We start from the raw sequence: 23,155 nt of genomic DNA, 5'->3' as shown, positions 1-23,155 counted from the left end.
CGAAAGCGATGCTAGATCTCACGAGCGCCTTGAACAGCGTAAACGACGCGATCAGAGGCCCGGCGCAGAACGGCAATGCCGCGACGGCCGTCATCGAGATCGCATCAGGCGCGGAGGCCCGGCATGGCGGAAGACATTACCTTCGACATGGAATTCACCCCTTCCTATGGCGTGCCGGTTACCGTTGCCGAAGGCGTGCAGCGGCTGACCGTCAACAATCCCTCGCCGTTCACCTTTCACGGCACCAATAGCTACATCGTCGGCGGCTCCTCGGTCGCGGTCATCGATCCCGGCCCCGAGAACGAGGCACATTTCGAAGCGCTGATGGCGGCGCTGAAGGGGCGCGAGGTCACCCATATCTTCGTCAGCCATACGCACCGGGACCATTCCCCGCTCGCCCGCCGGCTGCGCGAAGAAACCGGCGCGATCACCGTCGCCGAAGGACCGCACCGGGCCTCGCGGCCGCTGCATGCGGGCGAGGTCAACCCGTTCGCCGAAAGCGCCGACGGCGATTTCGTGCCCGACATCGCAGTCGCCGACGGGCAGTTGATCGAAGGGGACGGCTGGGCGCTGACGGCCGTGCATACGCCCGGTCACACGGCCAACCATTCCGCCTTCGGGCTGGAAGGAACCGGCGTACTGTTTTCCGCCGATCACGTGATGGCCTGGGCGACCACGATCGTCGCGCCGCCGGATGGGTCGATGGCGGATTTCATGGCTTCGATCGAAAAGCTGCTGCCGCGCGAGGACCGCATCTTCTTTCCGGGCCATGGCGGGCCGGTGAAGGAGCCCGGCTCGTTTCTGCGGGGGCTTCGCACCCATCGGCGCATGCGCGAACGGGCGGTGCTGGAGCGCATCAAGGCCGGCGACCGGCTGATCCCCGACATGGTCAAGGTGATCTATGCCAGCACCGATCCGCGCCTGCATGGGGCAGCTGCCCTTTCCGTGCTTGCGCATCTGGAAGACCTGGTCGAGAAAGGCCGTGTGCTGACCGAAGGCCCGCCGTCTCTCGCCGGGGTCTACTGGCCGGCTTGAAGCGTGCCGCGATCCTTCGGATTCGCGGCACGCTTCAAGTCTTTAGTTTCTCCGCATGCCGTTATCGCAAAACCGCTGCACACTTTTGCGCGACATGCTTTAGTTCCCGGCGATTCCCAGAAGTTCGGTATCGAGCCGGTCGAGGAAATCCTCGGCAATGGCTTCGCTCATCCCGAGGTCATGCGGCCCGTAACGCGAGGCGACGCGGATATCGACGGAGGTCGTCTCGGCATCTTCGCGCAGCCGGATCACCAGGTCGAAACGCAGGCCGAGGATCAGGGTGCGGGTCTCGCCCTGCAGCAAGACATCGCCGGCATTGATAAAAACCGGTGCGAGCGAGGGTTCCGGGCGCGGCAGCGGGATCGGCGCCACGTCGGGCACCGGCGCCTGTTCGTCCTGCGGCGCGGGGCGCTGGGCGATATCCGGCGCGATCAGTTCGACGCCTTCCTTCTTGGTGATCGCGATCCGGGCGGAAAGCACCGCCTTCTGCACACCCTGATAGACGCGGTCGAGGGCGCCCTCGTAACGCCTGCCGGTGAGGCCGGGATAGGCGGCGAACTGCACCCGCCGATCGGCAGGCGTAATGATCGTCGAGCGCGGCAGCCATTTCTGGCCGGCCTTCGGCTCGGCAACCCATGGCGGCGGGTCGGCAATATCGGTGGAAATGTCAAAGAGCGGCGGCAGGGTGTAATAATAGAAGGCTCCGGTCGCCACCACGGCAAGCGGGATACCGGCATAGATCAGCCCTTTCGTCGCCGCGACGCCACCGGTTGCGCCGACCTGCCAGAGCCGGATCAGGCCAATCAGCGACAGAGGCACCGAAACGGCGGCAATCGCCGCCGAGAGGAACAGCAGCGCCAGGAAATCCGGGGTCGCGAGCGGGCCGAAACGATGGGCCAGCGCGGCGATGACAAACAATGCCAGCGCCGACAAGGCCAGCCTGCGGGCCGTATAGGCCGAATGGGAAACGGGCCGGACAAAACGGACGGGCATGGGATCGGCAAAGGCTCCATGGCAAAAGCGCTTGCTCCTGTGTAAAACAGCTTCGCCCGGAATGGAATCCCAAGGTTGCAGCCCGGCCGAATGAAAAGGAGTTCATGTCATGCGCCCTCACCGCCTTCTCCTCATCGCCTCGCTTATTGCGCCGCTGGGCGCCCTGCTGGCCGGCTGCCAGACGATGACACCGGAGGAACGCCGCGCGGCGGACGAGACCACCTGCGCCAGCTACGGCTTCAGGCGCGGCACGGATGCGATGGCACGCTGCATGCTCGACATCGAACTCGACCGCCGCGCCGAAGGCCGTTCGATGCAGTCCCGTGCCGATGCGATGATGTGGCGGCCGATGGTGATCGAGCGCCGGGTGATCGTCGAGCGGCGCTGAACCGCCGGCATAAGGGCGGTGCTGTAGAACGGCGCACTCCTCCAAACCAGCTTTCCCGCCGAACGCAGCCCATTCGATCACCGGCGGTATTGCAGCTCGATCTTCACGCTTTCCGGGCCGTAGACGAAGATCTGGCCGATATCGGTATCGGGTATGGCGTCGTGTTCGAAGCGGTAACCTGTCGCTTCAATCTCCCTGACGGCAACATCGTGGTCGTAAAAGGAGAAGGCTACGTGGTCGTAGATGCCGACCGGAGGATCGTCTTCCCGCTCGACGATCAGCAGGTGAATGCAGGAGTGGCCGTCGATATAGAGCCAGTGGCCCGGGAAAGGGAATGGCGGCCGAAACCCTTCCTTTGCTCCCAGCACCTTTTCAAGGAACGCCATCATCGGCCCCGCATCGCGGGTGCGGATCGTCACGTGGTCCAAACGCGGCATATGCCCCTCCCCTTTGTCGCACGTCTGCGCCGAGCATAACACGGCAACACAGACGTGTGAGCAAAAGATCGAGAGTCAGAAGTTCTTCATGTTGTAATGCGGAATTCCGACGTCGAAGAACTCTTCCCCATAAGTCTTGAAACCGAAACGTTCGTACATGGAAATCTTGTCGCTCTGGGCCGCCAGATGAAAGTGGTTGTCCCGCGCTTGGCCGTGCGCCTCCATGGCGGCGCGGATCATGGCGCTGGCGACGCCCTTGCCGCGCCACGGACTGGTGACGGCGACCCGGCCGATCTTGACGCAATCTTCCGCGTAAATGACCCGTAGCGTGCCGCAGACCTCGCCCGAAACGACGGCCACGAAATGGAAGGCGGCCAGGTCGTCGGCATCGAATTCCATGTCGGCGGGCACGTTCTGCTCGACGATGAAGACCTCGCGGCGAAGGCGGAAACCCTCGTTGCAAAGCGTGCTGAACACGGGCACGGCGAGAACAGTGACTTGGTTCATGATGGTCTCCTCGGCCTTCATTTCGAATAGCGATTTTGTTTTGCCGGTGACGGCCGGCATGACATAAACATCCCCAATCAGCTTTTAAAAGCGGGCTCGATCTGCCATGATCCTTCCATGAGCGAAACGCAAAAGCCAATTTCGATTGAGGATGCTATTTCGCCGGCGCCGACGGAGGCAGCCGACGATCTGCACGCGTGGCAGGTCAAAAAACTGGCAGAGCGAAAAAAGTCGGCTGATGCCGGACGATTTGCTTCCGCGGAGACAGTGAAGGCCGTGATCCGCAAATTCGTCCCCAATGGATGAACTCGTCTGGCTGGACGAGGCACTGCAAGATCTCGATGAGATCGGCTCCTATATCGCACTCGACAATCCGCACGCTGCCGAGAACGTGGTCCGTCGCATCGTGGAAGCTGTTTCAATGCTGGCGTGGCACCCGAAAGTCGGACGACTCACCTCGGATGGGGATACACGGCGCCTCACCATCGCCGGTACCCCCTACATCGCCTTTTATCGCCTCCGCGAACGAGCGGAGATATTGGCCATATTTCACACGTCCCGAAAATGGCCGGACCATCTGAAATAGGGAGTGGCTCTCCGGTTCATCCCTTCCTCCTTTCGATCGCCGCCTGCGCTGCGGCAAGGCGGGCGATGGGCACGCGGAAGGGCGAACAGGAGACGTAGTCGAGGTCGGCATTCTCGCAGAAGCGAATCGAGGCGGGATCGCCGCCATGTTCGCCGCAGATGCCGAGCTTGAGGTCGTTGCGGGTCCGGCGTCCACGCTCGGCGGCCATCTGGATGAGTTCGCCGACACCGTCGAAATCGAGCGAGATGAACGGGTCGTGCTCGATGATCCCCTTCCTCTGATAGGTGGGGATGAAGGCCGCCGCATCGTCGCGCGACATGCCGAAGGTGGTCTGGGTCAGGTCGTTGGTGCCGAAGGAGAAGAACTCAGCCGTCTCGGCGATGACATGGGCGCGGATCGCGGCGCGCGGCAGCTCGATCATCGTGCCGGCGAGATAGGCGATCGGAACGCCGGTTTCCGTCGCGACATCCTCGGCGACACGGTCGATGACGCCCTTCACATAGTCCAGCTCCTTGCGCAGGCTGACGAGCGGCACCATGATTTCCAGCTCGACCGGTTCGCCTGTGAGCTTTCCGGCCTCCACCGCCGCCTCGAAAATGGCGCGCGCCTGCATTTCGGCGATCTCGGGATAGGAAATCGCCAGCCGGCAGCCGCGATGGCCAAGCATCGGGTTGAACTCGTGGATGGCGTCTATGCGGCGAGCGAGGAAGGCTGGCGGCATCGCCATCGCCTTGGCGACCTCGGCGATTTCGGCTTCCGTCTTCGGCAGGAATTCGTGCAGCGGCGGATCGAGCAGGCGGATCGTCACCGGCAGGCCGTGCATGATCGAGAACAGCTCGATGAAATCCGAGCGCTGCATCGGCAGGAGTTTTCCGAGCGCCTCGCGGCGGCCCTTCTCGTCCTCGGCGAGGATCATCTCGCGCATGACGTGGATGCGGTCGCCCTCGAAGAACATGTGCTCGGTGCGGCAGAGGCCTATGCCTTCAGCCCCGAAGGAGCGGGCGGCGCGGGCGTCCTGCGGCGTATCGGCGTTGGTGCGCACCGTCATGCGGCGGGTCTTGTCGGCCCAGGCCATCAGCTTGCCGAAATCGCCGGAGAGTGCGGGCTGGATCATCGGCACCGCGCCCTTCAGCACCTGCCCGGACGAGCCGTCTATGGTGACCGTGTCGCCGCGCTTCAGCGTCACGCCGGCGCCGATCAGGAGTTCGTTGCGCAGGTCGACCCGCATCGAGCCGGCACCGACAACGCAGGGGATGCCCATGCCGCGGGCGACCACCGCGGCATGGCTGGTCATGCCGCCGCGGGTGGTGAGGATGCCTTCGGCAGCGTGCATGCCGTGGATGTCCTCAGGGCTCGTTTCGATGCGCACCAGGATGACCTTGCGGCCTTCGTGTTCCGCCTCGACCGCCTCTTCGGCGGTGAAGACGATCTCGCCGGTGGCGGCACCCGGGGAAGCCGGCAGGCCGGACCCGACCACGTGGCGCTCGACGCGCGGATCGATGGTCGGGTGGAGAAGCTGGTCGAGCGAGGGCGGCTCGATGCGGCAGACGGCCTCTTCCTCGGTGATGACGCCTTCTTCCACCATGTCGACGGCGATCTTCATCGCAGCGCGGGTGGTGCGCTTGCCGGAGCGGGTCTGCAGCATCCATAACTTGCCGCGCTCGACGGTGAATTCGAGATCCTGCATTTCGCGGTAATGGGCTTCCAGCCGGTCGCAGATCGCCTTGAACTCGGCGAAGGTTTCCGGCATCAGCTTTTCCATCGACGGCTTGTCGGAGCCTGAAGCGATACGCCCTTCCTCGGTAATCGATTGCGGCGTACGGATGCCGGCGACGACATCCTCCCCTTGCGCATTGACCAGAAACTCGCCGTAGAGCGCCTTGTCGCCGGTCGAGGGATTGCGGGTGAAGGCGACGCCAGTCGCCGAGGACGAACCGAGATTGCCGAACACCATGGTCTGGACGTTGACGGCCGTGCCCCACTCCTCCGGAATGCGGTGGAGCATGCGATAGGTCATGGCACGCGGGTTCATCCAGCTCGAAAAGACGGCGCGGATGGCGCCCCAGAGCTGCACATGCGGATCCTGCGGAAAGCTGCTGCCCAGCTCATCCTCGATCATCCTTTTATAGAGGCTGACGACGTGCTGCCATTCGACGGCGGAGAGATCGGTATCGTAGTCGTGGCCGAGCCGGGCCTTCTCGTCCTCGAGTATCTCCTCGAAAATCTCGTGGTCGAGGCCCATGACCACATCGGCATACATCTGGATGAATCGGCGGTAGCTGTCCCAGGCAAAGCGCGCATCGCCGGCGTCGTGCCCGAGCGACTGCACCGTTTCGTCGTTGAGGCCAAGGTTGAGGACGGTATCCATCATGCCGGGCATGGATGCGCGGGCGCCGGAGCGCACGGAAAGCAGCAGAGGCTTCGTCCTGCCGCCGAAGACGCGGCCCGTCAGCCCTTCGATCGCGGTAATGCCTTCGAGGACCTGCGCCTTCAGGTCGTCCGGAAGCGTCCTGCCATTCTCGAAATAGAAAACGCAGGCATCGGCAACGATGGTCAGCCCTGGAGGAACCGGCAGGCCAAGGCTTGCCATCTCGGCGAGATTGGCGCCCTTGCCACCCAGCCGCTCGACATCCGTGGCGCGGCCCTCCGCCTCGCCACCGCCGAAGCGATAGACCCATTTCGACATTGCTGCTCTCCACCCGTCGCAGTCTTTTGCGCAATAACTACAAGTTTTATGACGGTTTGGAAACGGATCTAGGCAGGAATATGTTGCGTCGCAACAAGAGCGGCCGGAGACGGTTACCAAATTGGCCCGGGAGCGCTGGAAAACAAAGCTTTGCGGGGCCGGATCACAGGCGGCCCCGCAAAGCTTTCCGCCCGGGACAGGAAACCCGGACGGGGGGTAGGAAACTTTGAGTTGGACTGCGAAGCGTATGGACGCTCAGGCGCGTTCCAATTCCACAGTCCACAAAATAACAATAGTCAGAAAATTACATCCCCCATATGGGTGATTCTACGTAGGTCGCAGGTACTTTACCCCCGGATGCAGCCTTAAAAATTGATGCTAGTCAATGAATTGACGTAAATTACGTCGCTAGAGAATGCAACTCGCAACAACGGCACCCCATTCAGCTCGCCTCGCGCAGAAGTTCCGCGGTCTGGAGATCGACGGAAACGAGCTGGGAAACGCCCTGTTCGCCCATCGTCACGCCGAAAAGGCGGTTCATGCGGGCCATGGTGATGGGATTATGGGTGATGATGATGAAACGGGTCTCGGTCGATGCCGCCATCTCGTCCATCAGATTGCAATAACGTTCCACATTGTGATCGTCGAGCGGGGCATCGACCTCGTCCAGCACGCAGATCGGCGCCGGATTGGTGAGGAAGACGGCGAAGATCAGCGCCATCGCCGTCAGCGCCTGCTCGCCGCCTGACAAAAGCGTCATGGTCTGCGGCTTCTTGCCCGGCGGGCGGGCGAGGATTTCAAGACCGGCTTCGAGCGGGTCGTCCGATTCGATCAGCTGCAGTTCCGCCGTGCCGCCGCCGAAGAGATGGGTGAAAAGCCGCTGGAACTGCTCATTGACCACGTCGAAGGCGGCCAGCAGCCGCTCTCGGCCTTCGCGGTTGAGGCTCTGGATCGCCCCGCGCAGCTTGCGGATCGCGTCGATCACGTCGGCGCGTTCGCGCATCAGGTTGTCGAGCTTGTCGGAAAGCTCCTTTTGCTCTTCGTCCGCGCGCAGGTTGACGGCGCCGAGCCTCTCGCGCTCCATGCGCAGGCGGTCGACCTCGCGCTCGATCTCGCGGACATCCGGCAGGGCCGAGTCGGGCTTCAGGCCCGCCAGCCGCAGGACCTCGTGGGGCGCGACATTGAGCGCCTCGCGGATACGGTTCTCGCTCTCATGGCGCTTCTCGGCAGCCGAAACCAGACGTTCCTCGGCACGGCCGCGCTTTTCGCGCACCTCGGCCAGTTCGGACAGCGCGACGGTGGCAATCCGGTCAGCCTCGCGCTGATGGGTTTCCGCTTCGGCCAACCGGTCGGCGGCGGCGCGGCGGGCCTCTTCCGCCTTCTGCAACTCGGTCAGCAGCGCACGGCGCTTGTCGTCGGACTCCTCCGGCGCGGCTTCGAGATCGGCGATCTCCTCGCGGGCCTCTTCCTCGCGTTCTCGAAGGCTGGCGATATGATCGGCGGCGCTCGCCGCCCGGGCCGTCCAGGAGGCGCGCTCCTGGGCGATCGCGGCAAGGCGCCGCTTGCGAGCTTCGGTCTCGCGGCTCAGGCCCTCGTAACGGGCGCGCGCTTCGGCGAGCAGGCCGCGATCGGTCGCGACAACCGCCTGCTGGTCGCGCAGCCGGTTATCGAGATGGGAAATATCCGGCGCGTCCTCGAGCTCGATGCGGGCGTTTTCTTCCTGGACGCCGAGATCCTCGATCTGCGCCGTCACCTGGTTCACCGCCTCGCCGGCCACGTCGCGGCGGCGCATCAGGTCGCCGGCTGCACGTTCGGCAGCGGCCAGCGCATCGCGGGCTTCGGACAGCTGGCGCGCGCCGATGCGAGCGCGGTCGCGGGCGTCGGTGAGGCGCCGTTCGGCGGAGGTGATTTCGGATGCGGCGGCGGCGAGCGCCACTTCGGTTTCGGACAGCACGATGCGCGCTTCGTCGATCTCGGCTTCCAGTTCCGAGAGCCGGTTCTTCTGGGATAGTCGCAAGGCAGCCGCACCCGGCGCCTCGGAGCCGGTAACGTGGCCGTCCCAGCGATAGACGGCGCCTTCGCGGGTCACCAGGCGCTGGCCGGGCCGCAGCAGGCGCATCATCCGCTGGGCCTCCGCCGAAGCGACGACGCCGATCTGGGCAAGGCTGCGGGACAGTTCCGGCGGCGCGGTGACATGCGCGATCAGCGGCTGAGCGCCCTGGGGCAGGCCGGGATCACCGGAACCGTCGCCATTCACCGACCAGTAGGTCGGAGCCGAGGCATCGACGGGGCTTTCGAGGTCGTCGCCAAGCGCTGCACCGAGGGCTGCCTCGAAACCGCGATCGACGCGGATCATGTCGGCGACCGCGACGAAATCTCCCGACGTGGCACCGGCTGCGAGCATTTTCGAAATGGTGCGGGCCTCGGTCTCCAGCGCATTGAGCGCAGAGCGTGCAGCCTCCACCGGGCCGCGGGCCATCAATTCGGCCGAGCGGGCGGCGGAAAGTGCCGCCTCCACGTCTTCGACCGCAATCGTCGCGTCTTCGACGGCGATTTCCGCCGCCTCGACCGCGTCACGCCTTTCGGCCGGATCGTCGAGGGCGGATAGCCGCTCGTTGATCGCGTCAAGCTCGCCCGTGGAATCGCCAAGCTGCCGGTCGAGGCGCTGGCGGCGCTCTGCGAGATCGCGGATCAGCCGTTCGAGCTGGTGACGCCCGGCGGCGGCCTCGGCGCGCTCGGCGGTGATTGCCGAAAACAGCGCCTCGCTCGCCGCCAGCGACGCGGCGGCGGCCTCGAAGGTCTCGCGCATCTCCTCGGCCTCGGCGCCGGAATCGGCGAGCATGTCGTTGAGCTCGGCCTCTTCCTCGCCGAGTTTCTCGAGGAAGGCGGTATTGTCGGCGGCGAGCCGTTCTTCACGGCTGATATCCTCGCCGAGCTGGACGAGCCGACGGGTCAGTTCGTCGCGGCGCTTCAGCAGGCGGTTTGCCTCTTCCTCCAGCTGGCCGCGGGCGATCTGCAGGCGCTGCAGGGCGGCACCGGCCTTCGCCTCCTCGTCGCGCAGTTCCGGCAGCTTGAGGCTGGCGATCGCCTGTTGCTTAGCGGCCTCCATCTGCGCTTGCGCCTTTTCGGCAACGACGCTGGTTACCTGATTGAGCGCGCTTTCCGCCTCGCCTTCCGCCTCCCTGGCCTGCACCCAGCGGATATGCAGGAGCATCGCCTCGCGGGCCCGGATATCGGCCGACAGGGTCTTGAAGCGGCTCGCCTGGCGGGCCTGGCGTTTCAGGCTCTCGATCTGGCTTTCCAGCTGCGAAAGCACGTCGTCCAGGCGTTCCAGATTGCCTTCGGCGGCGCGCAGCCGCAGTTCCGCCTCGTGGCGGCGCGAATGCAGGCCGGAAATACCGGCTGCCTCTTCGAGCAGCTGGCGGCGCGCCTGGGGTTTTGCCTGGATCAGTTCGCCGATGCGCCCCTGCCCGACCATGGACGGCGAGCGGGCGCCGGTCGAGGCATCGGCAAACAGAAGCTGCACGTCCTTGGCGCGGGCCTCCTTGCCGTTGATGCGGTAGACGGAGCCGGACTCGCGTTCGATGCGGCGGGTCACCTGGATTTCGTCGGAATCGTTGAAGGCGGCAGGTGCCGTGCGGTCGGAATTGTCGAGATAGAGGCCGACTTCGGCCGTATTGCGGGCCGGCCGGTTGCCGGAGCCCGAAAAGATCACATCGTCCATGCCGGACGCGCGCATGTTCTTGTAGGAGTTTTCCCCCATCACCCAGCGCAGCGCCTCGACGAGGTTCGACTTGCCGCAGCCGTTCGGGCCGACCACGCCGGTCAGCCCGCGCTCGATGATAAATTCCGTCGGTTCGACGAAAGACTTGAATCCGAGAACGCGCAGCTTGTTGAACTTCATGCCGCGCCCCTCACCTTCCCGTCGGGGAAGGCGTGCTCACAACAGGCTGTCGATGAGCTTGGACATGGATTCAACAGACATATCTCCCGAATACTTCTTGCCGCCAATCAGGAAGGTCGGCGTGGAATTGACGCCAAACTCGTCCGCGCCCCTCTTAACGACGGCGTTCACTTCATCGAGAAGCTTCTGGTTCGTCAAGCAGGCCTCGAAAGTCTGCTGTGAGTAACCTGCGAGTTTGACCGCCTGGAGCAGCGCATTGCGCACATTTCCGTCCGCGGGCGCCGCCCAGCCGCGCTGCTGCTTGAAGAGCATCGAGACCATCGGGAAATACTGGGCGGGCGTCGAAAGCTCGGCGGCGTTCTGCGGGCTGCAGCGGGCAAGCATGAAAGCGGCGGTCGCGACCGGATCGAACGGGAATTCGCGGAGGATGAAGCGCACCTTGCCGGTGTCGATATACTTGGTCTTGATCGTCTCGAAGGTCTTGTTGTGGAAATTGGCACAATGCGGGCAGGTCATCGACATGTATTCGATGATCGTGACCTTCGCCTTTTCGTCACCCAGCGCCATTTCCGGCAGCGGACCCGGCTTCACTGCAGCGGCCATGTCCACGGTGCCCTGGGACTCCGGCAATTCCTGCGCGAAAGCTTCGGAAGTACCAAGCGGCAAGGCTAGGCAAACAGCGGTGACTGCCACTCCGCCGAGAAGCGCGCGCCTGGTCATGGTCATTTCGTTCATCTGCATGGAACACCCGTGTGCGAGAGATCTTCAATAGAGGTGACATTCCGTATCGCGGCGCCCCAGCGCGAACAAGCTGTCGATAGGCAAATCTCTTCAAAGAATTGTGACAAATCGGAGATCTATCAAGAGGATCGGCGGGCTTCTCTCTCAGACCTTGCGTTTCTGCTGCAGCACGGCGGTGCCGAGCCTTGCCACGGCCTTCCTGAGGGCCTCGCTTTCGATGCCTTCCATCATGGTTTCCAGCCGCTTGGCGGCCTCACCCTTCAAGGGCGGCGGCTTGCGGGGATGCTTGAAGGTCTGGGAGACCGGCTTCTGGACGATGCGGATCTGACGCACCGCCGGAAAACCGAAAAAGCCGTTGATGCGGGCGATCAGTTCGCCTTGGGCATGGGTGAGGAAAAGCGCCCGCGCCCCTTCGCAGGCGATCGTCAGCACACCCGCCTGATGACCGCCGCCGGAACCGGTGCCTTCGTCGCGGCGCGGCCAGGCGATCTTTTCCGGCCGCGTGCAATCGGCAAAGTCTTCGCCGGCGATCTCGTCCCAGGAGCCGAGCAGCGCCGTCGAGATGCCGGCGCGGCGGGCGAGCACCGGATCGATGATGCCGTTCGCGATCTCCGATATCTGCAGCTCGCGTTTCTTGGGATAACTCATGACGCCCGCCATTGCGGCCCCGGCAGGCCTTGATGCCGGCGCACTATTCCCACAACTATACGCCATCTCTTCCCATTACGGCAAACAATGCTCCAGACGATCCACATCACCCATGCGCAGAAGCTGCTGACCTGGTACGACCGGCACCATCGGGAGCTTCCATGGCGGGTAAGCCCGGCTGCGGCAAAGGCCGGAAAACGGGCCGATCCCTACCACGTCTGGCTTTCGGAAGTGATGCTGCAGCAGACCACCGTGCAGGCGGTGAAACCCTATTTCGCCAAGTTCCTGACGCTCTGGCCCAAGGTGACCGACCTTGCCGCCGCCCCGGTCGAGGACGTGATGGCGGCCTGGGCGGGGCTCGGTTATTACGCCCGCGCCCGCAACCTGAAAAAATGCGCCGAAGCGGTGGCGGCCGAGCATGGCGGTGTGTTTCCCGACACCGAGGAAGGCCTGCGAGCGCTTCCCGGCATCGGCGACTATACGTCCGCCGCCGTCTCTGCCATCGCCTTCAACCGCCAGTCCGCGGTCATGGACGGCAATGTCGAGCGGGTGATTTCGCGGCTTTACGCCATCGACGCGCCGCTTCCGGGCTCCAAACCGGCGATGAAGGCAAGGGTGGCTGAACTGACGCCGACTGAGCGGCCCGGCGATTTCGCGCAGGCCATGATGGATCTCGGCGCGACCATCTGCACTCCGAAACGGCCGGCCTGCGCTCTCTGTCCCTTCCGCGACGACTGTCTGGCCCTTGCAGAACACGACCCGGAACGGTTTCCGGTCAAGGCAGCGAAGAAGGAAAAGCCCGTGCGGTTCGGCGCCGTCTTCGTGGCCGTGACGCCGGAGGGCGAAGTGCTATTGCGGCGGCGGGTCGACAGCGGGCTGCTCGGCGGAATGACCGAAGTGCCGACCACCGCCTGGACGTCGCGCCTCGACGGCGGGACCACGACCGACCATGCCCCCTTCCCCGCCGCATGGGAGGCATCGGGCTCCGTAACCCACGTCTTCACCCATTTCGAACTGAGGCTCTCGGTCTTCCGGGCGAAGACCGCGAAGGTCGCCACCGCCGACGGCTGGTGGGAGCCGGTCACAAATCTCGAGGCCCAGGCCTTGCCTACGGTGATGAAAAAAGCGATCACCCAGGCTATTCCACTGGCCTTCGAAAAAGCGTGATTATGTAGCGACTACCATCGATAATCCCGCTCGGCCAGTCGGGGGAATCGGCGGTGCTGGACTCATTGCCGCGGACAAGGCTTAATGCTGCGCGGGGATGACGAAATTGCCGGGGCAATTATGCGATCACCGCAGCAAATGACTGATGACAGCGATGTTCTCGATGCTGTCGTCATCGGGGCCGGTTGGGCCGGCCTGGGTGTCAGCTACTGGCTGGCGCGACGGGGCCTGCGCCACAGCGTGTTGGAGCGGGGCCGCATAGGAGAGACCTGGCGCGCGCAGCGATGGGATTCCTTTCGGATGAATACTCCCAACGTGCAGACCGTCATGCCGGGCGACTGCTATGACGGTCCGGATCCGGATGGCGCCCTGACGCGCGACCAGTTCGTCGCTCTCCTTGAGGACTTCGCCGAGCGCAACGCGCTGCCGATCGAACCTGATACTGCCGTGAGCGAACTTACGCACGAGAATGGCGCCTATCGACTGAGTACCTCACGCGGCACGCTTTTGGCACGCAATGTGATCGTCGCAAGCGGCAGCCTGAATTGTCCGGTGCGCCCGGTCTGGGCCGCCACGTTGACGCCCGCTCTCCACCAGATCAACGCTTCCGGCTACCGCAGCGCTGCCGATCTGCCCGACGGAGCGGTGCTGGTGGTCGGAGGCGGCCAATCTGGTGTTCAGATCGCGGAAGAATTAGCGGGCGCGGGTCGAACGGTCCTCCTTGCGACCAGTCGTGTCGGACGGCTGCCACGGCGCTACCGGGGTCGCGACATCATGGTCTGGCTGCTCGAAAGCGGGTTTCTCGACGGGCGCCGGGAGGAAGTCATTCGACTTGCCGGACGCATCCCGCCGCGTGGTGTGCTTGGGTCGACGCATACGATAAGCCTTCAGGCGCTAAGCGCCCAAGGCGTCGTGCTTCTTGGGCGTCTCATCGACATCGTGGACGGCGGCAGCCTCTCGTTTGCCAGCGATGTCGAAGCGAATGTCCGCTTCGCGGATGAAGCCTCCGACAATATCAAGCGCCATGTCGACGACTATATCAGCCGCGCCGGGATCGACGCACCCGTTGCGGAGCCGGACCCGGCGGAGACTGTCGCGATGCGTCAGTCGAGCCCGACGATCGGTACGCTCGATCTCTTCCGCTCCGGCGTAACGAGCGTGGTGTGGTGCACGGGCTTTAAGGGCGATTTCAGTTGGATGAGGCTTCCCGGTGCGCTCGACAGTGCGGGACAGCCTGTTCACGCAGATGGCGTGGCCGTCCTGCCTGGCCTTTACTTCGCAGGGCTGGACTTTGCCTCCACACGCAAGTCAGGCATCATCTTGGCGATCGCCGAGGAAGCACCTCGCCTTGTCGGACATATCGCGGGGCATTCGTGACCGCCTTTGGCGCGATCCGGCCGTCATGCGTTCCCAGGTTGGTGGCATTTGCTACCGAATCGCGCGAAAAATCCTCGAACTGATATTCCCGGGACCTGTTCATGGCAGCCAAGATCGACCACATCGTCTTCGACATCGGCAAGGTGCTGATCCACTACGATCCGAACCTTCCCTATGCCCGCGTCATTCCGGACGAGGAGGAGCGCAGATGGTTCTTTGAGAACGTCTGCACCCATGAATGGAACCTGGAGCAGGATCGCGGCCGAAAGTGGGAAGATGCCGAGGCGCTGCTGGTCGCGCAATATCCGGAGCGCGAGGAACAGATCCGCGCCTTCCGCAAATGCTGGCACGAAATGGTGCCACATGCCTATGACGGCTCGGTCAAGATCATGGAAAGCCTGATCGACAAGGGCCGCGACGTGACGATGCTGACCAATTTCGCCGCCGACACGTTCGCCGAGGCTAGGCAGATCTTCCCCTTTCTCAACAAGCCGCGGGGCGTCACCGTGTCGGGCGAGATCGGCCTGATCAAGCCGGACGTGGCGATCTACGAAAAGCACGCCCGCGACTTCGGCCTGACCCCGGAAGCCTCGATCTTCATCGATGACAGCCATGCAAACGTCGAAGGTGCGCGCGCGGCCGGCTGGCAGGCGGTGCATTTCAAAGATGCCGAGACGCTGCGGCAGGACCTGATCGCCCACGGCATCGAGGTATAAGACCGTCCGGTCGCGGGGCTGGTTCCTAGAGGATCCGGCTCGCGGCGCAGACGCGCCCGACGACTTTCAGCTCCGCTAAACCGTCCTTCAGGACATGCTGCGAGCGATACCGCTCCAGATTGTCCGGCAGGAGTTCGACACTGCCGTCGGCAAACCGCTGCACCCGCCGGGCGATCAGTTCCGCGCCGGCATCGAACAGATAGACGCTCCCGTCCTCCAGCTTGCGGTCGCTGATGTCGACAAACATCGGCGTACCGCCGACGATCGTCGGCGACATGCTGTCGCCGCTCGCAGATACGACCCGCATGTTCTCCGGATCGACCGAGAGCATCGCCCAGAAACCTCCGTGGATGGCCGCCCATGTGGTGTCGAGGGAAGACTGTCCGGGCACGACGTCTTCATAAGCCGGGATCACCATGCGATCAGCGAGATCCCAGATCGGGCTCGGCTCGGAAAACCCGGCCGGCGGGATTTCCGGAGGTGAAAAATGGATGACTCCATCCTCGACCGACCAGTCATTGCCGAGATATTCGATGGGCACTTCGGCGAGTTCCGCCATCATGTTGAGCGTGCTGTGGCGCGGCTCGGTCTTGCCGTGACGGTAGTTGTCGAGCGTGTTGTCGTTGAGGCCGAGCGCATCAACGACGCGCAGGCGGCCGCCGGCCAGTTCGCAGAGGATCAGCATCTTCAGCGCCACGGCACGGCGCGCGGCATCCCTGCCCTCCCAGCTTGGAGAGAACCGCGCCAGCGCACGCTCGATCCGGTGGCGCAACTCGCCATTGACAGGCATGGACATTCTAAAAAACGCTAAATTGGAAATTCGTTCAACCCCGTACAACCTACGATATCAAGCGCAGGTGACGGCGGGAATACCTGAAATTTCGCAAAGTCGAGTTTGGCCGGGGCGGCAGAGGCTGCCAACGCCACGCCGAAAAAAGAAATGGCGCCCGGGATCAGCCTTCCCGGGCGCCAATTATCCTCGTCCGGGACTAGAGGTACAAACCGGACAAGGCATTCGGTCGATATGGCGGGGACCGGTGGATCAGTCCAGTTTCGCCATACCGTTTCGGATCACGGATCGCAGTTCATCGATGGGCTTGAGCGATTGCCCGTCGTCGAAATGCCAGAAAGTCCATCCGTTGCATGCATCAAGGCCCTGCACTTTCGCGCCGAGGCGATGAATGGAACCGGCGTCGCCATTTGCCGAGAGCGTGCCGTCGGCGCGGATGATCGCGCTGTGGCGGCGCTTCGCATCGGTCAGGACCTGGCCGGGCTTGACGAGACCGCTTTCGACCAGCGTGTTGAAGGCGACACGAGGTTCGGCCTTCTTGCCGGTCATGACCGTCAGTTCCGCCTTGCCGAGCGGCTCGACGGAGGCGATGCGGGCAGAAGCCGCATCGATATAATCCTGCTCGCGCTCGATGCCGACGAAATTGCGGCCGAGACGTTTTGCGACGGCGCCGGTCGTGCCGGTGCCGAAGAAGGGATCGAGAATGACGTCGCCCGGCCTGGTCGAGGCCATGATCACACGGGCAAGCAGCGACTCCGGCTTCTGGGTCGGATGGACCTTCTTGCCGTCGTCGCCCTTCAGGCGTTCGCCGCCGGAGCAGATCGGGAACAGCCAGTCGGAGCGCATCTGCACGTCGTCGTTGGAGGCCTTCAGCGCATCGTAGTTGAAGGTATAGCCTTTCGACTTGGCGTCGCGGCTCGCCCAGATCATCGTCTCATGGGCGTTCTGGAACCGGCGGCCCTTGAAGTTCGGCATCGGGTTCACCTTGCGCCAGACGATGTCGTTCAGCAGCCAGAAGTTCAGGTCCTGCATGATCGCGCCGACGCGGAAGATGTTGTGGTAGGAACCGATGACCCAGATCGTGCCATTCGGCTTCAAGACGCGGCGGCAGGCGAGCAGCCAGGCGCGGGTGAAGGCGTCATAGACTTCGAAGGAGGCGAACTGGTCCCATTCGTCATCGACGGCATCAACCAGCGACTGGTCGGGACGGTGCAGCGTGCCGCCGAGCTGGAGATTATAAGGTGGATCGGCGAAGATCGCGTCGACGGAATGATCCGGCAAGGCTTCCAGAGCAGCGACGCAATCGCCCTTGATGATGGAGTTTAGCCAAGTGTCCGGACGGACCTGACGCTTCAGGTCGGCCAGCGGAAGAACTGCTGCCATGTGCTACTCGCTACGCTCTACTCGATACGAATTTTACTGCCTGTTATGGTTACCTATTTTGGTTACCAAAGCCTGAAGCGGTGCACGATTTCGGGAAAAATTTTGAGGCGTGGAAAGATGGTGCGGGTTGCGTTAGGATCAGGTCATGAAGAGAAGTGAAGCGATCGAAAAGCTGAAACAGCAGGCCGACGCCATCCGCGCGCTCGGCGCGACCTCGCTTTATCTTTTCGGCTCGGTCGCACGCGACGAGGCCGGGCCGACAAGCGATCTCGATTTGTTTATCGATTATGATCCGCGGAGCCGCTTCAATGCATTCGACCTCGTCGGAATCAAGCTTTTCCTGGAAGATGAGCTTGCGACAGAGGTCGATATAACAACGCGCGATAGCCTTCACCCGATTCTGAAGGACAGGATCGAAAGCTCCGCGTTGCAGGTCTTCTGATGTCCCGCGAGGTCCGGCATTTTCTCTACGATATCCGCCAAATGATCTCCATCGTCGAGAATGCGACTGCTGGCAAATCGTTCGCCGACTATAGCGGCGATCCGATTCTCAAACTGGGCTTGGAGCGCGCTGTCGAAATCATCTCGGAGGCAAGTCGTGGGATTCCGGATGATCTCAAAACATCACGTCCGGAAATCCCCTGGCCGAAAATTAGAGGTATCGGCAACGTCTTGAGGCACGAATATCATGGCCTTTCAGACAAGATCATCTGGGGCGTGATCGTGGACGAGATCCCGAAGCTTAGGCTTGCCATAGAAGCGATACTGCGAATGGTCGAGGAGCAATAGCTAAGCCGCATGCACCTCGCGGCTATCCTTCGGCGCCTCGTTCCGCTCGAACATGCCGTAGTCCCTGACGACATGGCCGATGCGCAGGCGGTAATCGGCGAAGACGCCGCCGCGGCCGGCTTTCTGGGCGGCGCGGTGGCTTTCCAAATTGCGCCACGCCTTGACGGCCTCCTCGTCGCGCCAGAACGACAGGGAGAGGATTTTTCCGCGCAGGGTGAGGCTTTCGAAACGCTCGATCGAGATGAAGCCGTCGATGGTTTCCAGTTCGGATCTGAGTTCGCCGGCAAGGTCGAGATATTTGTGGCGCTCGCCCATATAGGGGATGACTTCGAAGATGACGGCGATCATGGCTTTACCAAAGCTCCGTGCGGCATGGATACGTTCTTGAGGAAGATCCGGTCCTCCTTCAGGATGAAACGTTCGCGTTTCGAGAACGCATAATTCTCCTGGCCGAGCGGATCTGCCGTCAGCCGGGCGCGATAGGCCTCGTAGGCGGCGAGGCTGTCGATGTTGTAGACGCCGTAGGCCGTCGTCGCCGAGCCCTCGTGCGGGCCGAAATAACCGATCAGATCGGCGCCGCAGCGCGGGATCGCCTGGCCCCAGTTGCGGGCATACTCAGTGAAGTCGTCCTTTTTGAACGGGTCGATTTCGTAGCGGATGAAACAGGTGATCATGGCTTTTCTCCTTGTGCTGTGGAGGTGTTTTGCCATGTTGCCAGACGAAGATGCTTCGGTTACGGTCGAAGTATGAAAGAAGGTCCAGACATTGCCCGCATCGGGATGCTGTTCGGCGATCCCGCCCGTGCCAACATGCTGACCGCCCTGATGGGCGGCCAGGCGCTGACGGCGACCGAGCTTGCGCAAGCGGCCGGCGTGACGGTGCAGACGGCCAGTTCGCATCTCTCCAAGCTCGAGGAAGGCGGCATTCTCGCCCAGCGCAAGCAGGGCCGGCATCGCTATTTCACGCTTGCCGACGCGGCCGCCGGCACGCTGCTCGAAAACATCATGGGGTTTGCGGCAAGCAGAGGCCATCTACGCCACCGGCCAGGGCCGAAAGATCCGGCATTGCGCAAGGCGCGCGTCTGCTACGACCATCTCGCCGGCGACTACGGGGTCAGGATGCTCGACAGTTTCGTGGCCCGCGGCGCGATCGAGAGCGACGGCGAGAACCTGACGATGACCGAGGACGGGCGCGCGGAACTCGGCACGCTCGGCATCGATGTGGCATCGCTCACATCCAATCGCCGGCCGCTCTGCAAATCCTGCCTCGACTGGAGCGAGCGGCGTTCGCATCTGGCCGGAACGCTCGGCAAGGCGCTGCTTGCCCATTTCCTCGAAAACGGCTGGGCACGGCGCAGTGACGAGAGCCGCGCCGTGCTGTTTACGCCCGACGGCGAGCGGAAGTTTCTTTCGCTGTTTCCGGCCGGCTGAACTTCATCACCAGCGCACCTTTGTATTCTTCTCCTGCGATGCGATCGCAAAGGCTGCTCCATTCGCAGCCCGTGCAAGCGTCGCGGGTCACGCCGGCAGAGAAGGCGCGGCGCAGTTGCTCGAACAGCGCCTGATCGGAGGCGATCACCGCCCCGATCTCTAGCTCCCGCCCAAGCAGGCGGGCGATATCCGCCAGCGCCGCTGCATCGCGGCCGGCAACCGAAGCACCGAAACAATGTGCACTTTCATCCGACAGGAGCGGAGCGCAGATATCGTCGGGACCGGAGACGATCTCGATCGTCTCGCCGGCGGAAAGCCGGCCGGCGAGACGACGATAGTTGGCGACGAAGGCTGGGCTATAGCCCTCGCCGACAAAGGTCAGCATGCAGAGAAGATGATGCGGCCGCAGCCTCACCGTCATTCTGCCGCAGTGCGGTTGCGGGAGGCGACGGCGGCAAGGACGGCTGCAGCCAGGCCCGATTTCAGTGCAGCACCGAGGATGAACGGAGCAACGCCGGCCCAGAACGCCTTTTCAGCGCCGATCAGTGCAGCGAGCCAGGCCCAGCCGAGCGCAAGGCATAGAAGGTTTGCGATCAGATGCGCCGAGAAGCTGGCGAGTATGCGCCGCCCGGTCCAGCCGCGTTCGGCAAGCCAGCCGGCAACGGCTGCAATCACCGGAAAGGAAAAGAGATAACCCGCGGTCGGCCCGGCGAACACGGCAATGGCGCCCGCCCCACCGGCGAGCACCGGCGCTCCAAGCGCAGCCTCCCCAAGCCACGCAAGCACCGTCACGGCGCCAAGCCGCCAGCCGTAAAGCGCGCCGATCATGGTCACCGCGAAGGTCTGCATGGTGATCGGGACCGGGACCATCGGCACGGCGATCCGGGACGCGATCGCCAGCACCAGCGTACCTGCAACCACGAACAGGACTTTGGCGGGCAAGGACCGCTCGACAAGTCGAAAGGGATCGAAAACAAGCGTCTGGGGGGAATTAATCAGGGACATCGAACTCTCCTTCTAAAATTATAGATAATTTTGCTTCCCATCTATTTTATGAGGTGAATTTTCGACGGACGCAATAGCTATGGCGTCGAGTACACGATGGAGGGAACCGAAACGACGGCACAAATCCACCCGAACAGGCCGATGGAAGCCAGTTTTCGCGGAAGTAAATTATCTATAATTTCGAGGAGTGACTAACCGACGATGGCGAAAGTCTCGCGCGCGGCACCAGTCTTGGCCGGCTGCGGGCCACGGCCGATCCATTGCACATGTTTCTGCAGGATGGCGGCGGCCTCGTCGGCCTTGCCCTGCCTAAGAGCGGAGAGGATGGCGCGATGGTCGTGGTCGGTACGTTTTTCCCAGCCGGATTGCCAGGCGGAGAACAGGAACCTGGCGCTTGCCGCATGCAGATCGTCGATCGAAGCGAGCAGGCGCTTCATGCCGCAGGGGGCGAGGATCAGCCGGTGGAAACGGCGGTTCGCCGCCTCCCAGGCATGCACGTCGGCGGCGGCATCGCCCTCACGGGCCGCGTCTTCCGCCGCATCGAGGATGGCCGGGGTCAGGTGGCGGGCGGCATGACGGAGCGCCAGCACTTCCAGCACGGCACGCATTTCCGCCACTTCGCGGACTTCGGCGAGATCGAAGGAGGCGACCCGCACGCCACGCCGCGGCTCGCTGATCGCCAGCCCTTGCGCTTCCAGCCGGCGGAACGCCTCGCGCACCGGCACGTGGCTGGTCTCGAATTCCTCAGCGATATGATCCTGGCGAAGACGGGCGCCGGGGGTGAGCTCGCCACGCACGATGCGGTCGGCAAGCACGCGGCTGATGCGGCTGGCGATGGTGTCTTCCGGTTCCTTGCCCATCAGCGTTCCTTAGTGCGCCGTTTTCCGCTTGTCGAGAGCCGCCCGCTACGCTTGTCCCAGCCATGCGCGGCGGTTGGTTGAGGTTTGTCCTGCCATCGTATAAAAGGCCGCCTCACCTTATATCAGGCCCATGGAAGGCATTTCCTCATGAGCAGCTTCGACCTCATCATCTTCGATTGCGACGGCGTTCTCGTCGATTCAGAAATCATCGCGGCGCAGGTGGAATCCAGGCTGCTCACCGAAGCGGGTTATCCGATCAGCGTCGAGGAAATGGGCGAGCGCTTCGCCGGCATGACCTGGAAGAACATCCTGCTGGCCGTGGAAAAAGAAGCCGATATTCCGCTGTCCGCCTCGCTGCTCGACAAGTCCGAGACAATCCTTGACGCACGGCTTGCCCGCGACGTGAAGATCATCGACGGCGTGAAATTCGCGCTGGCAAGGCTGACGACGCAGCGCTGCATCTGCTCCAATTCGAGCACCCACCGGCTCGACGTGATGCTCGAAAAGGTCGGCCTGAAACCTTATTTCGCGCCGCATATCTATTCGGCCAAGGATCTCGGGCCGGATCGGGTCAAGCCGAAGCCGGATATCTTCCTGCACGCCGCCGAGCAGTTCAAAGTTTCGCCGGAGAAGTGCCTGGTGATCGAGGATTCCACCCATGGCGTCCATGGCGCCAAGGCGGCCGGCATGCGCGTCGTCGGTTTTACCGGCGCATCGCACACCTATCCGAGCCATGCCGACCGATTGACGGACGCCGGTGCCGAAACCGTGATTTCGCGGATGATGGACCTGCCGGCCGTTATTGCTGCGCTCGGCGAATGGGCCGGGGCGCTCTGAGCGAATTCACGCATTGGTGACGTCTCGTCGAGCGCTCTGCCATGCGATAGAGGCGAACCTTAGCGCTTAATTTTGCGTAATATTCATCATTGCACTTGAGCTTAGTTGTGCCATCTTGCGGCAGCAGGCAGCGCCTTTTCTTTTTGCTGAAAGGTGCGCGATGAACGATATTCTCTCCTTCAAAGCTTGGGGCATTGAGGCGACCGCCAACGGCGGCATGGCGATCAGTGCACTCGCCCTGATCGTTCTATCTTACCTATTGCTCCGAAGCCTTCGATGATTCAGCTCCGGCGGGCCGGCTTCTTTGCTGGGCCGGTGTCGTAGCCGAGGCGGACGCGGGTGAAGCGCGAGGCGCCGCCTTGCGCGTTCGGGATCTGCACATCCGCCTTGTTGAAGATGAACTGGGTGCCGCCGGCCGGCATGTCGACCGGGAAGGACACCTTCTGCGAATAGATGACGCTGTCGCCGTCGACCACTTCGATGAGGATCGGCAGAGTGACCGTGCCGGGGACGCCGACCGGGCCCTGGACGAGACGTCCTTGCGCGACGACGTTGATGGTCAGCGTCGTCTCATTGGCGGTGCACTGGCGCGTCGCATCGGCGAGCGAGGCCTGATAGAGCAGTTTTTCCGGCTTATTTTCACCGCCGCGCGCATAGGCGCGGTGAATGGCGGTCTGTTCCAGCATGACGACCGGCGGGCAGAATGCCTGCACGACGGGAGTTGCTGCCTCAGCGGCGGGGGCGGCGGTTGCGGTCGGGGTCAGCCCCTCTGTCGGCGCCGAGGAATTGCAGCTTGCGAGAACCGCCACGAGCGACACCGCCAGAAGACCACGCGAAATCTTTGCAAACACCGTACTCAACCCTCTTCGATCCCAA

At 63.1% G+C, this 23,155-nt stretch carries 26 protein-coding genes; 11 read left to right on the top strand and 15 right to left on the bottom strand.

Translation table 11 applies throughout. From position 1 onward, the window contains the following. Positions 1 to 123 precede the first annotated feature (123 nt). Entirely contained in the window at positions 124 to 1,035 is a 912-nt protein-coding gene (locus C5J24_RS14855; protein ID WP_105418855.1) for an MBL fold metallo-hydrolase, read from the top strand. Positions 1,036 to 1,134: 99 nt separating this feature from the next. Here the strand turns inward: C5J24_RS14855 and C5J24_RS14850 are convergent, their stop codons facing one another. After that, positions 1,135 to 2,028 (bottom strand): DUF1499 domain-containing protein, encoded by an 894-nt coding sequence (locus C5J24_RS14850; protein WP_105418853.1) that lies wholly within the window; start codon positions 2,026 to 2,028, stop codon positions 1,135 to 1,137. A 109-nt stretch (positions 2,029 to 2,137) separates the two neighbouring features. Here C5J24_RS14850 and C5J24_RS14845 point away from each other — a divergent pair, with 109 nt between their 5' ends. After that, entirely contained in the window at positions 2,138 to 2,416 is a 279-nt protein-coding gene (locus C5J24_RS14845) for a hypothetical protein (RefSeq protein ID WP_046631224.1), read from the top strand. A gap of 77 nt (positions 2,417 to 2,493) precedes the next feature. On the opposite strand, the gene C5J24_RS14840 is transcribed toward C5J24_RS14845, so the two are convergent. Together C5J24_RS14840 and C5J24_RS14835 are read right to left on the bottom strand one after the other, a co-directional pair. Beyond that, the gene (locus tag C5J24_RS14840; protein WP_105418851.1) at positions 2,494 to 2,853 is read right to left on the bottom strand and encodes a VOC family protein; all 360 of its coding nucleotides are present in this window, start codon (positions 2,851 to 2,853) and stop codon (positions 2,494 to 2,496) included. A 75-nt stretch (positions 2,854 to 2,928) separates the two neighbouring features. After that, entirely contained in the window at positions 2,929 to 3,360 is a 432-nt protein-coding gene (locus tag C5J24_RS14835) for a GNAT family N-acetyltransferase (RefSeq protein WP_105419097.1), read from the bottom strand. 117 nt (positions 3,361 to 3,477) lie between these two features. Here C5J24_RS14835 and C5J24_RS14830 point away from each other — a divergent pair, with 117 nt between their 5' ends. Together C5J24_RS14830 and C5J24_RS14825 are read left to right on the top strand one after the other, a co-directional pair. Next, positions 3,478 to 3,666: a hypothetical protein gene (locus C5J24_RS14830; protein WP_105401940.1), complete on the top strand. Its 189-nt coding sequence runs from the start codon at positions 3,478 to 3,480 to the stop codon at positions 3,664 to 3,666. Next, positions 3,659 to 3,946 carry a type II toxin-antitoxin system RelE/ParE family toxin gene (locus C5J24_RS14825; RefSeq protein ID WP_105401941.1) on the top strand — a complete coding sequence of 96 codons (288 nt, stop codon included), beginning with the start codon at positions 3,659 to 3,661 and terminating at the stop codon, positions 3,944 to 3,946. The genes C5J24_RS14830 and C5J24_RS14825 overlap by 8 nt, the downstream gene beginning before the upstream one ends. A 16-nt stretch (positions 3,947 to 3,962) precedes the next feature. Here C5J24_RS14825 and ppdK read toward each other — a convergent pair whose 3' ends face one another. The 4 genes from ppdK to C5J24_RS14805 all read right to left on the bottom strand — a co-directional run bounded on the left by ppdK (position 3,963) and on the right by C5J24_RS14805 (position 11,925). Further along, positions 3,963 to 6,632 (bottom strand): pyruvate, phosphate dikinase, encoded by a 2,670-nt coding sequence (ppdK, locus tag C5J24_RS14820; protein WP_105418849.1) that lies wholly within the window; start codon positions 6,630 to 6,632, stop codon positions 3,963 to 3,965. A gap of 442 nt (positions 6,633 to 7,074) precedes the next feature. Beyond that, positions 7,075 to 10,536: a chromosome segregation SMC family protein gene (locus C5J24_RS14815; RefSeq protein ID WP_105418847.1), complete on the bottom strand. Its 3,462-nt coding sequence runs from the start codon at positions 10,534 to 10,536 to the stop codon at positions 7,075 to 7,077. A 36-nt stretch (positions 10,537 to 10,572) separates the two neighbouring features. Continuing rightward, positions 10,573 to 11,277, bottom strand: a complete 705-nt coding sequence (locus C5J24_RS14810; protein WP_105418845.1) for a DsbA family protein — start codon at positions 11,275 to 11,277, stop codon at positions 10,573 to 10,575. Between the two features lie 144 nt (positions 11,278 to 11,421). Further along, positions 11,422 to 11,925 carry a DUF721 domain-containing protein gene (locus C5J24_RS14805; protein ID WP_046631622.1) on the bottom strand — a complete coding sequence of 168 codons (504 nt, stop codon included), beginning with the start codon at positions 11,923 to 11,925 and terminating at the stop codon, positions 11,422 to 11,424. Positions 11,926 to 12,012: 87 nt separating this feature from the next. On the opposite strand from C5J24_RS14805, the gene mutY reads away from it, so the two are divergent. From mutY to C5J24_RS14790, 3 genes are all read left to right on the top strand, one after another. Beyond that, a complete protein-coding gene (gene mutY / locus C5J24_RS14800) occupies positions 12,013 to 13,092 on the top strand; it encodes an A/G-specific adenine glycosylase (RefSeq protein ID WP_105418843.1) in 1,080 nt (359 codons plus the stop codon). An 84-nt stretch (positions 13,093 to 13,176) separates the two neighbouring features. Beyond that, entirely contained in the window at positions 13,177 to 14,469 is a 1,293-nt protein-coding gene (locus C5J24_RS14795; RefSeq protein ID WP_245446643.1) for an NAD(P)/FAD-dependent oxidoreductase, read from the top strand. Positions 14,470 to 14,570: 101 nt separating this feature from the next. Beyond that, entirely contained in the window at positions 14,571 to 15,185 is a 615-nt protein-coding gene (locus C5J24_RS14790) for an HAD family phosphatase (protein ID WP_105418839.1), read from the top strand. A gap of 25 nt (positions 15,186 to 15,210) precedes the next feature. Here the strand turns inward: C5J24_RS14790 and C5J24_RS14785 are convergent, their stop codons facing one another. Further along, on the bottom strand, positions 15,211 to 15,975 hold the full coding sequence (locus C5J24_RS14785; RefSeq protein WP_172723982.1) for a S24 family peptidase: 765 nt from the start codon (positions 15,973 to 15,975) through the stop codon (positions 15,211 to 15,213). Between the two features lie 252 nt (positions 15,976 to 16,227). Beyond that, complete coding sequence (locus tag C5J24_RS14780; protein WP_105418835.1) at positions 16,228 to 17,358, bottom strand: site-specific DNA-methyltransferase; 1,131 nt, start codon at positions 17,356 to 17,358, stop codon at positions 16,228 to 16,230. 145 nt (positions 17,359 to 17,503) lie between these two features. On the opposite strand from C5J24_RS14780, the gene C5J24_RS14775 reads away from it, so the two are divergent. Both C5J24_RS14775 and C5J24_RS14770 read left to right on the top strand, forming a co-directional pair. After that, positions 17,504 to 17,800, top strand: a complete 297-nt coding sequence (locus C5J24_RS14775; RefSeq protein WP_105418833.1) for a nucleotidyltransferase family protein — start codon at positions 17,504 to 17,506, stop codon at positions 17,798 to 17,800. Then, positions 17,800 to 18,147 carry a DUF86 domain-containing protein gene (locus tag C5J24_RS14770; RefSeq protein WP_105418831.1) on the top strand — a complete coding sequence of 116 codons (348 nt, stop codon included), beginning with the start codon at positions 17,800 to 17,802 and terminating at the stop codon, positions 18,145 to 18,147. The genes C5J24_RS14775 and C5J24_RS14770 overlap by 1 nt, the downstream gene beginning before the upstream one ends. Here C5J24_RS14770 and C5J24_RS14765 read toward each other — a convergent pair whose 3' ends face one another. Continuing rightward, on the bottom strand, positions 18,148 to 18,495 hold the full coding sequence (locus C5J24_RS14765; RefSeq protein ID WP_105418829.1) for an antibiotic biosynthesis monooxygenase: 348 nt from the start codon (positions 18,493 to 18,495) through the stop codon (positions 18,148 to 18,150). It lies immediately after the preceding gene. Beyond that, a complete protein-coding gene (locus C5J24_RS14760) occupies positions 18,492 to 18,821 on the bottom strand; it encodes an NIPSNAP family protein (RefSeq protein WP_105418827.1) in 330 nt (109 codons plus the stop codon). The genes C5J24_RS14765 and C5J24_RS14760 overlap by 4 nt, the downstream gene beginning before the upstream one ends. A gap of 72 nt (positions 18,822 to 18,893) precedes the next feature. Here C5J24_RS14760 and C5J24_RS14755 point away from each other — a divergent pair, with 72 nt between their 5' ends. After that, positions 18,894 to 19,577 (top strand): helix-turn-helix transcriptional regulator, encoded by a 684-nt coding sequence (locus C5J24_RS14755; RefSeq protein ID WP_105418825.1) that lies wholly within the window; start codon positions 18,894 to 18,896, stop codon positions 19,575 to 19,577. Here C5J24_RS14755 and C5J24_RS14750 read toward each other — a convergent pair. The 3 genes from C5J24_RS14750 to C5J24_RS14740 form a co-directional block, all read right to left on the bottom strand. Next, a complete protein-coding gene (locus C5J24_RS14750; protein WP_105418823.1) occupies positions 19,528 to 19,998 on the bottom strand; it encodes a DUF1284 domain-containing protein in 471 nt (156 codons plus the stop codon). The two genes, C5J24_RS14755 and C5J24_RS14750, sit on opposite strands and share 50 nt — an antisense overlap. Next, on the bottom strand, positions 19,995 to 20,582 hold the full coding sequence (locus C5J24_RS14745) for a biotin transporter BioY (RefSeq protein WP_105418821.1): 588 nt from the start codon (positions 20,580 to 20,582) through the stop codon (positions 19,995 to 19,997). Before C5J24_RS14745 ends, C5J24_RS14750 begins: the two co-directional genes overlap by 4 nt. Before the next feature lie 191 nt (positions 20,583 to 20,773). Beyond that, entirely contained in the window at positions 20,774 to 21,442 is a 669-nt protein-coding gene (locus C5J24_RS14740; protein ID WP_105418819.1) for a GntR family transcriptional regulator, read from the bottom strand. Positions 21,443 to 21,589: 147 nt separating this feature from the next. Here C5J24_RS14740 and C5J24_RS14735 point away from each other — a divergent pair, with 147 nt between their 5' ends. Beyond that, entirely contained in the window at positions 21,590 to 22,279 is a 690-nt protein-coding gene (locus C5J24_RS14735) for an HAD family hydrolase (RefSeq protein WP_105401955.1), read from the top strand. A 281-nt stretch (positions 22,280 to 22,560) separates the two neighbouring features. Here the strand turns inward: C5J24_RS14735 and C5J24_RS14730 are convergent, their stop codons facing one another. Next, complete coding sequence (locus C5J24_RS14730; RefSeq protein WP_105419095.1) at positions 22,561 to 23,130, bottom strand: PilZ domain-containing protein; 570 nt, start codon at positions 23,128 to 23,130, stop codon at positions 22,561 to 22,563. Between the last annotated feature and the right edge of the window lie 25 nt (positions 23,131 to 23,155).

This window comes from Neorhizobium sp. T25_27, from assembly GCF_002968565.1.
GTDB classification, from domain to species: Bacteria; Pseudomonadota; Alphaproteobacteria; order Rhizobiales; family Rhizobiaceae; genus Neorhizobium; species Neorhizobium tomejilense.
This window is presented reverse-complemented; position numbering and strand designations above follow the sequence as displayed.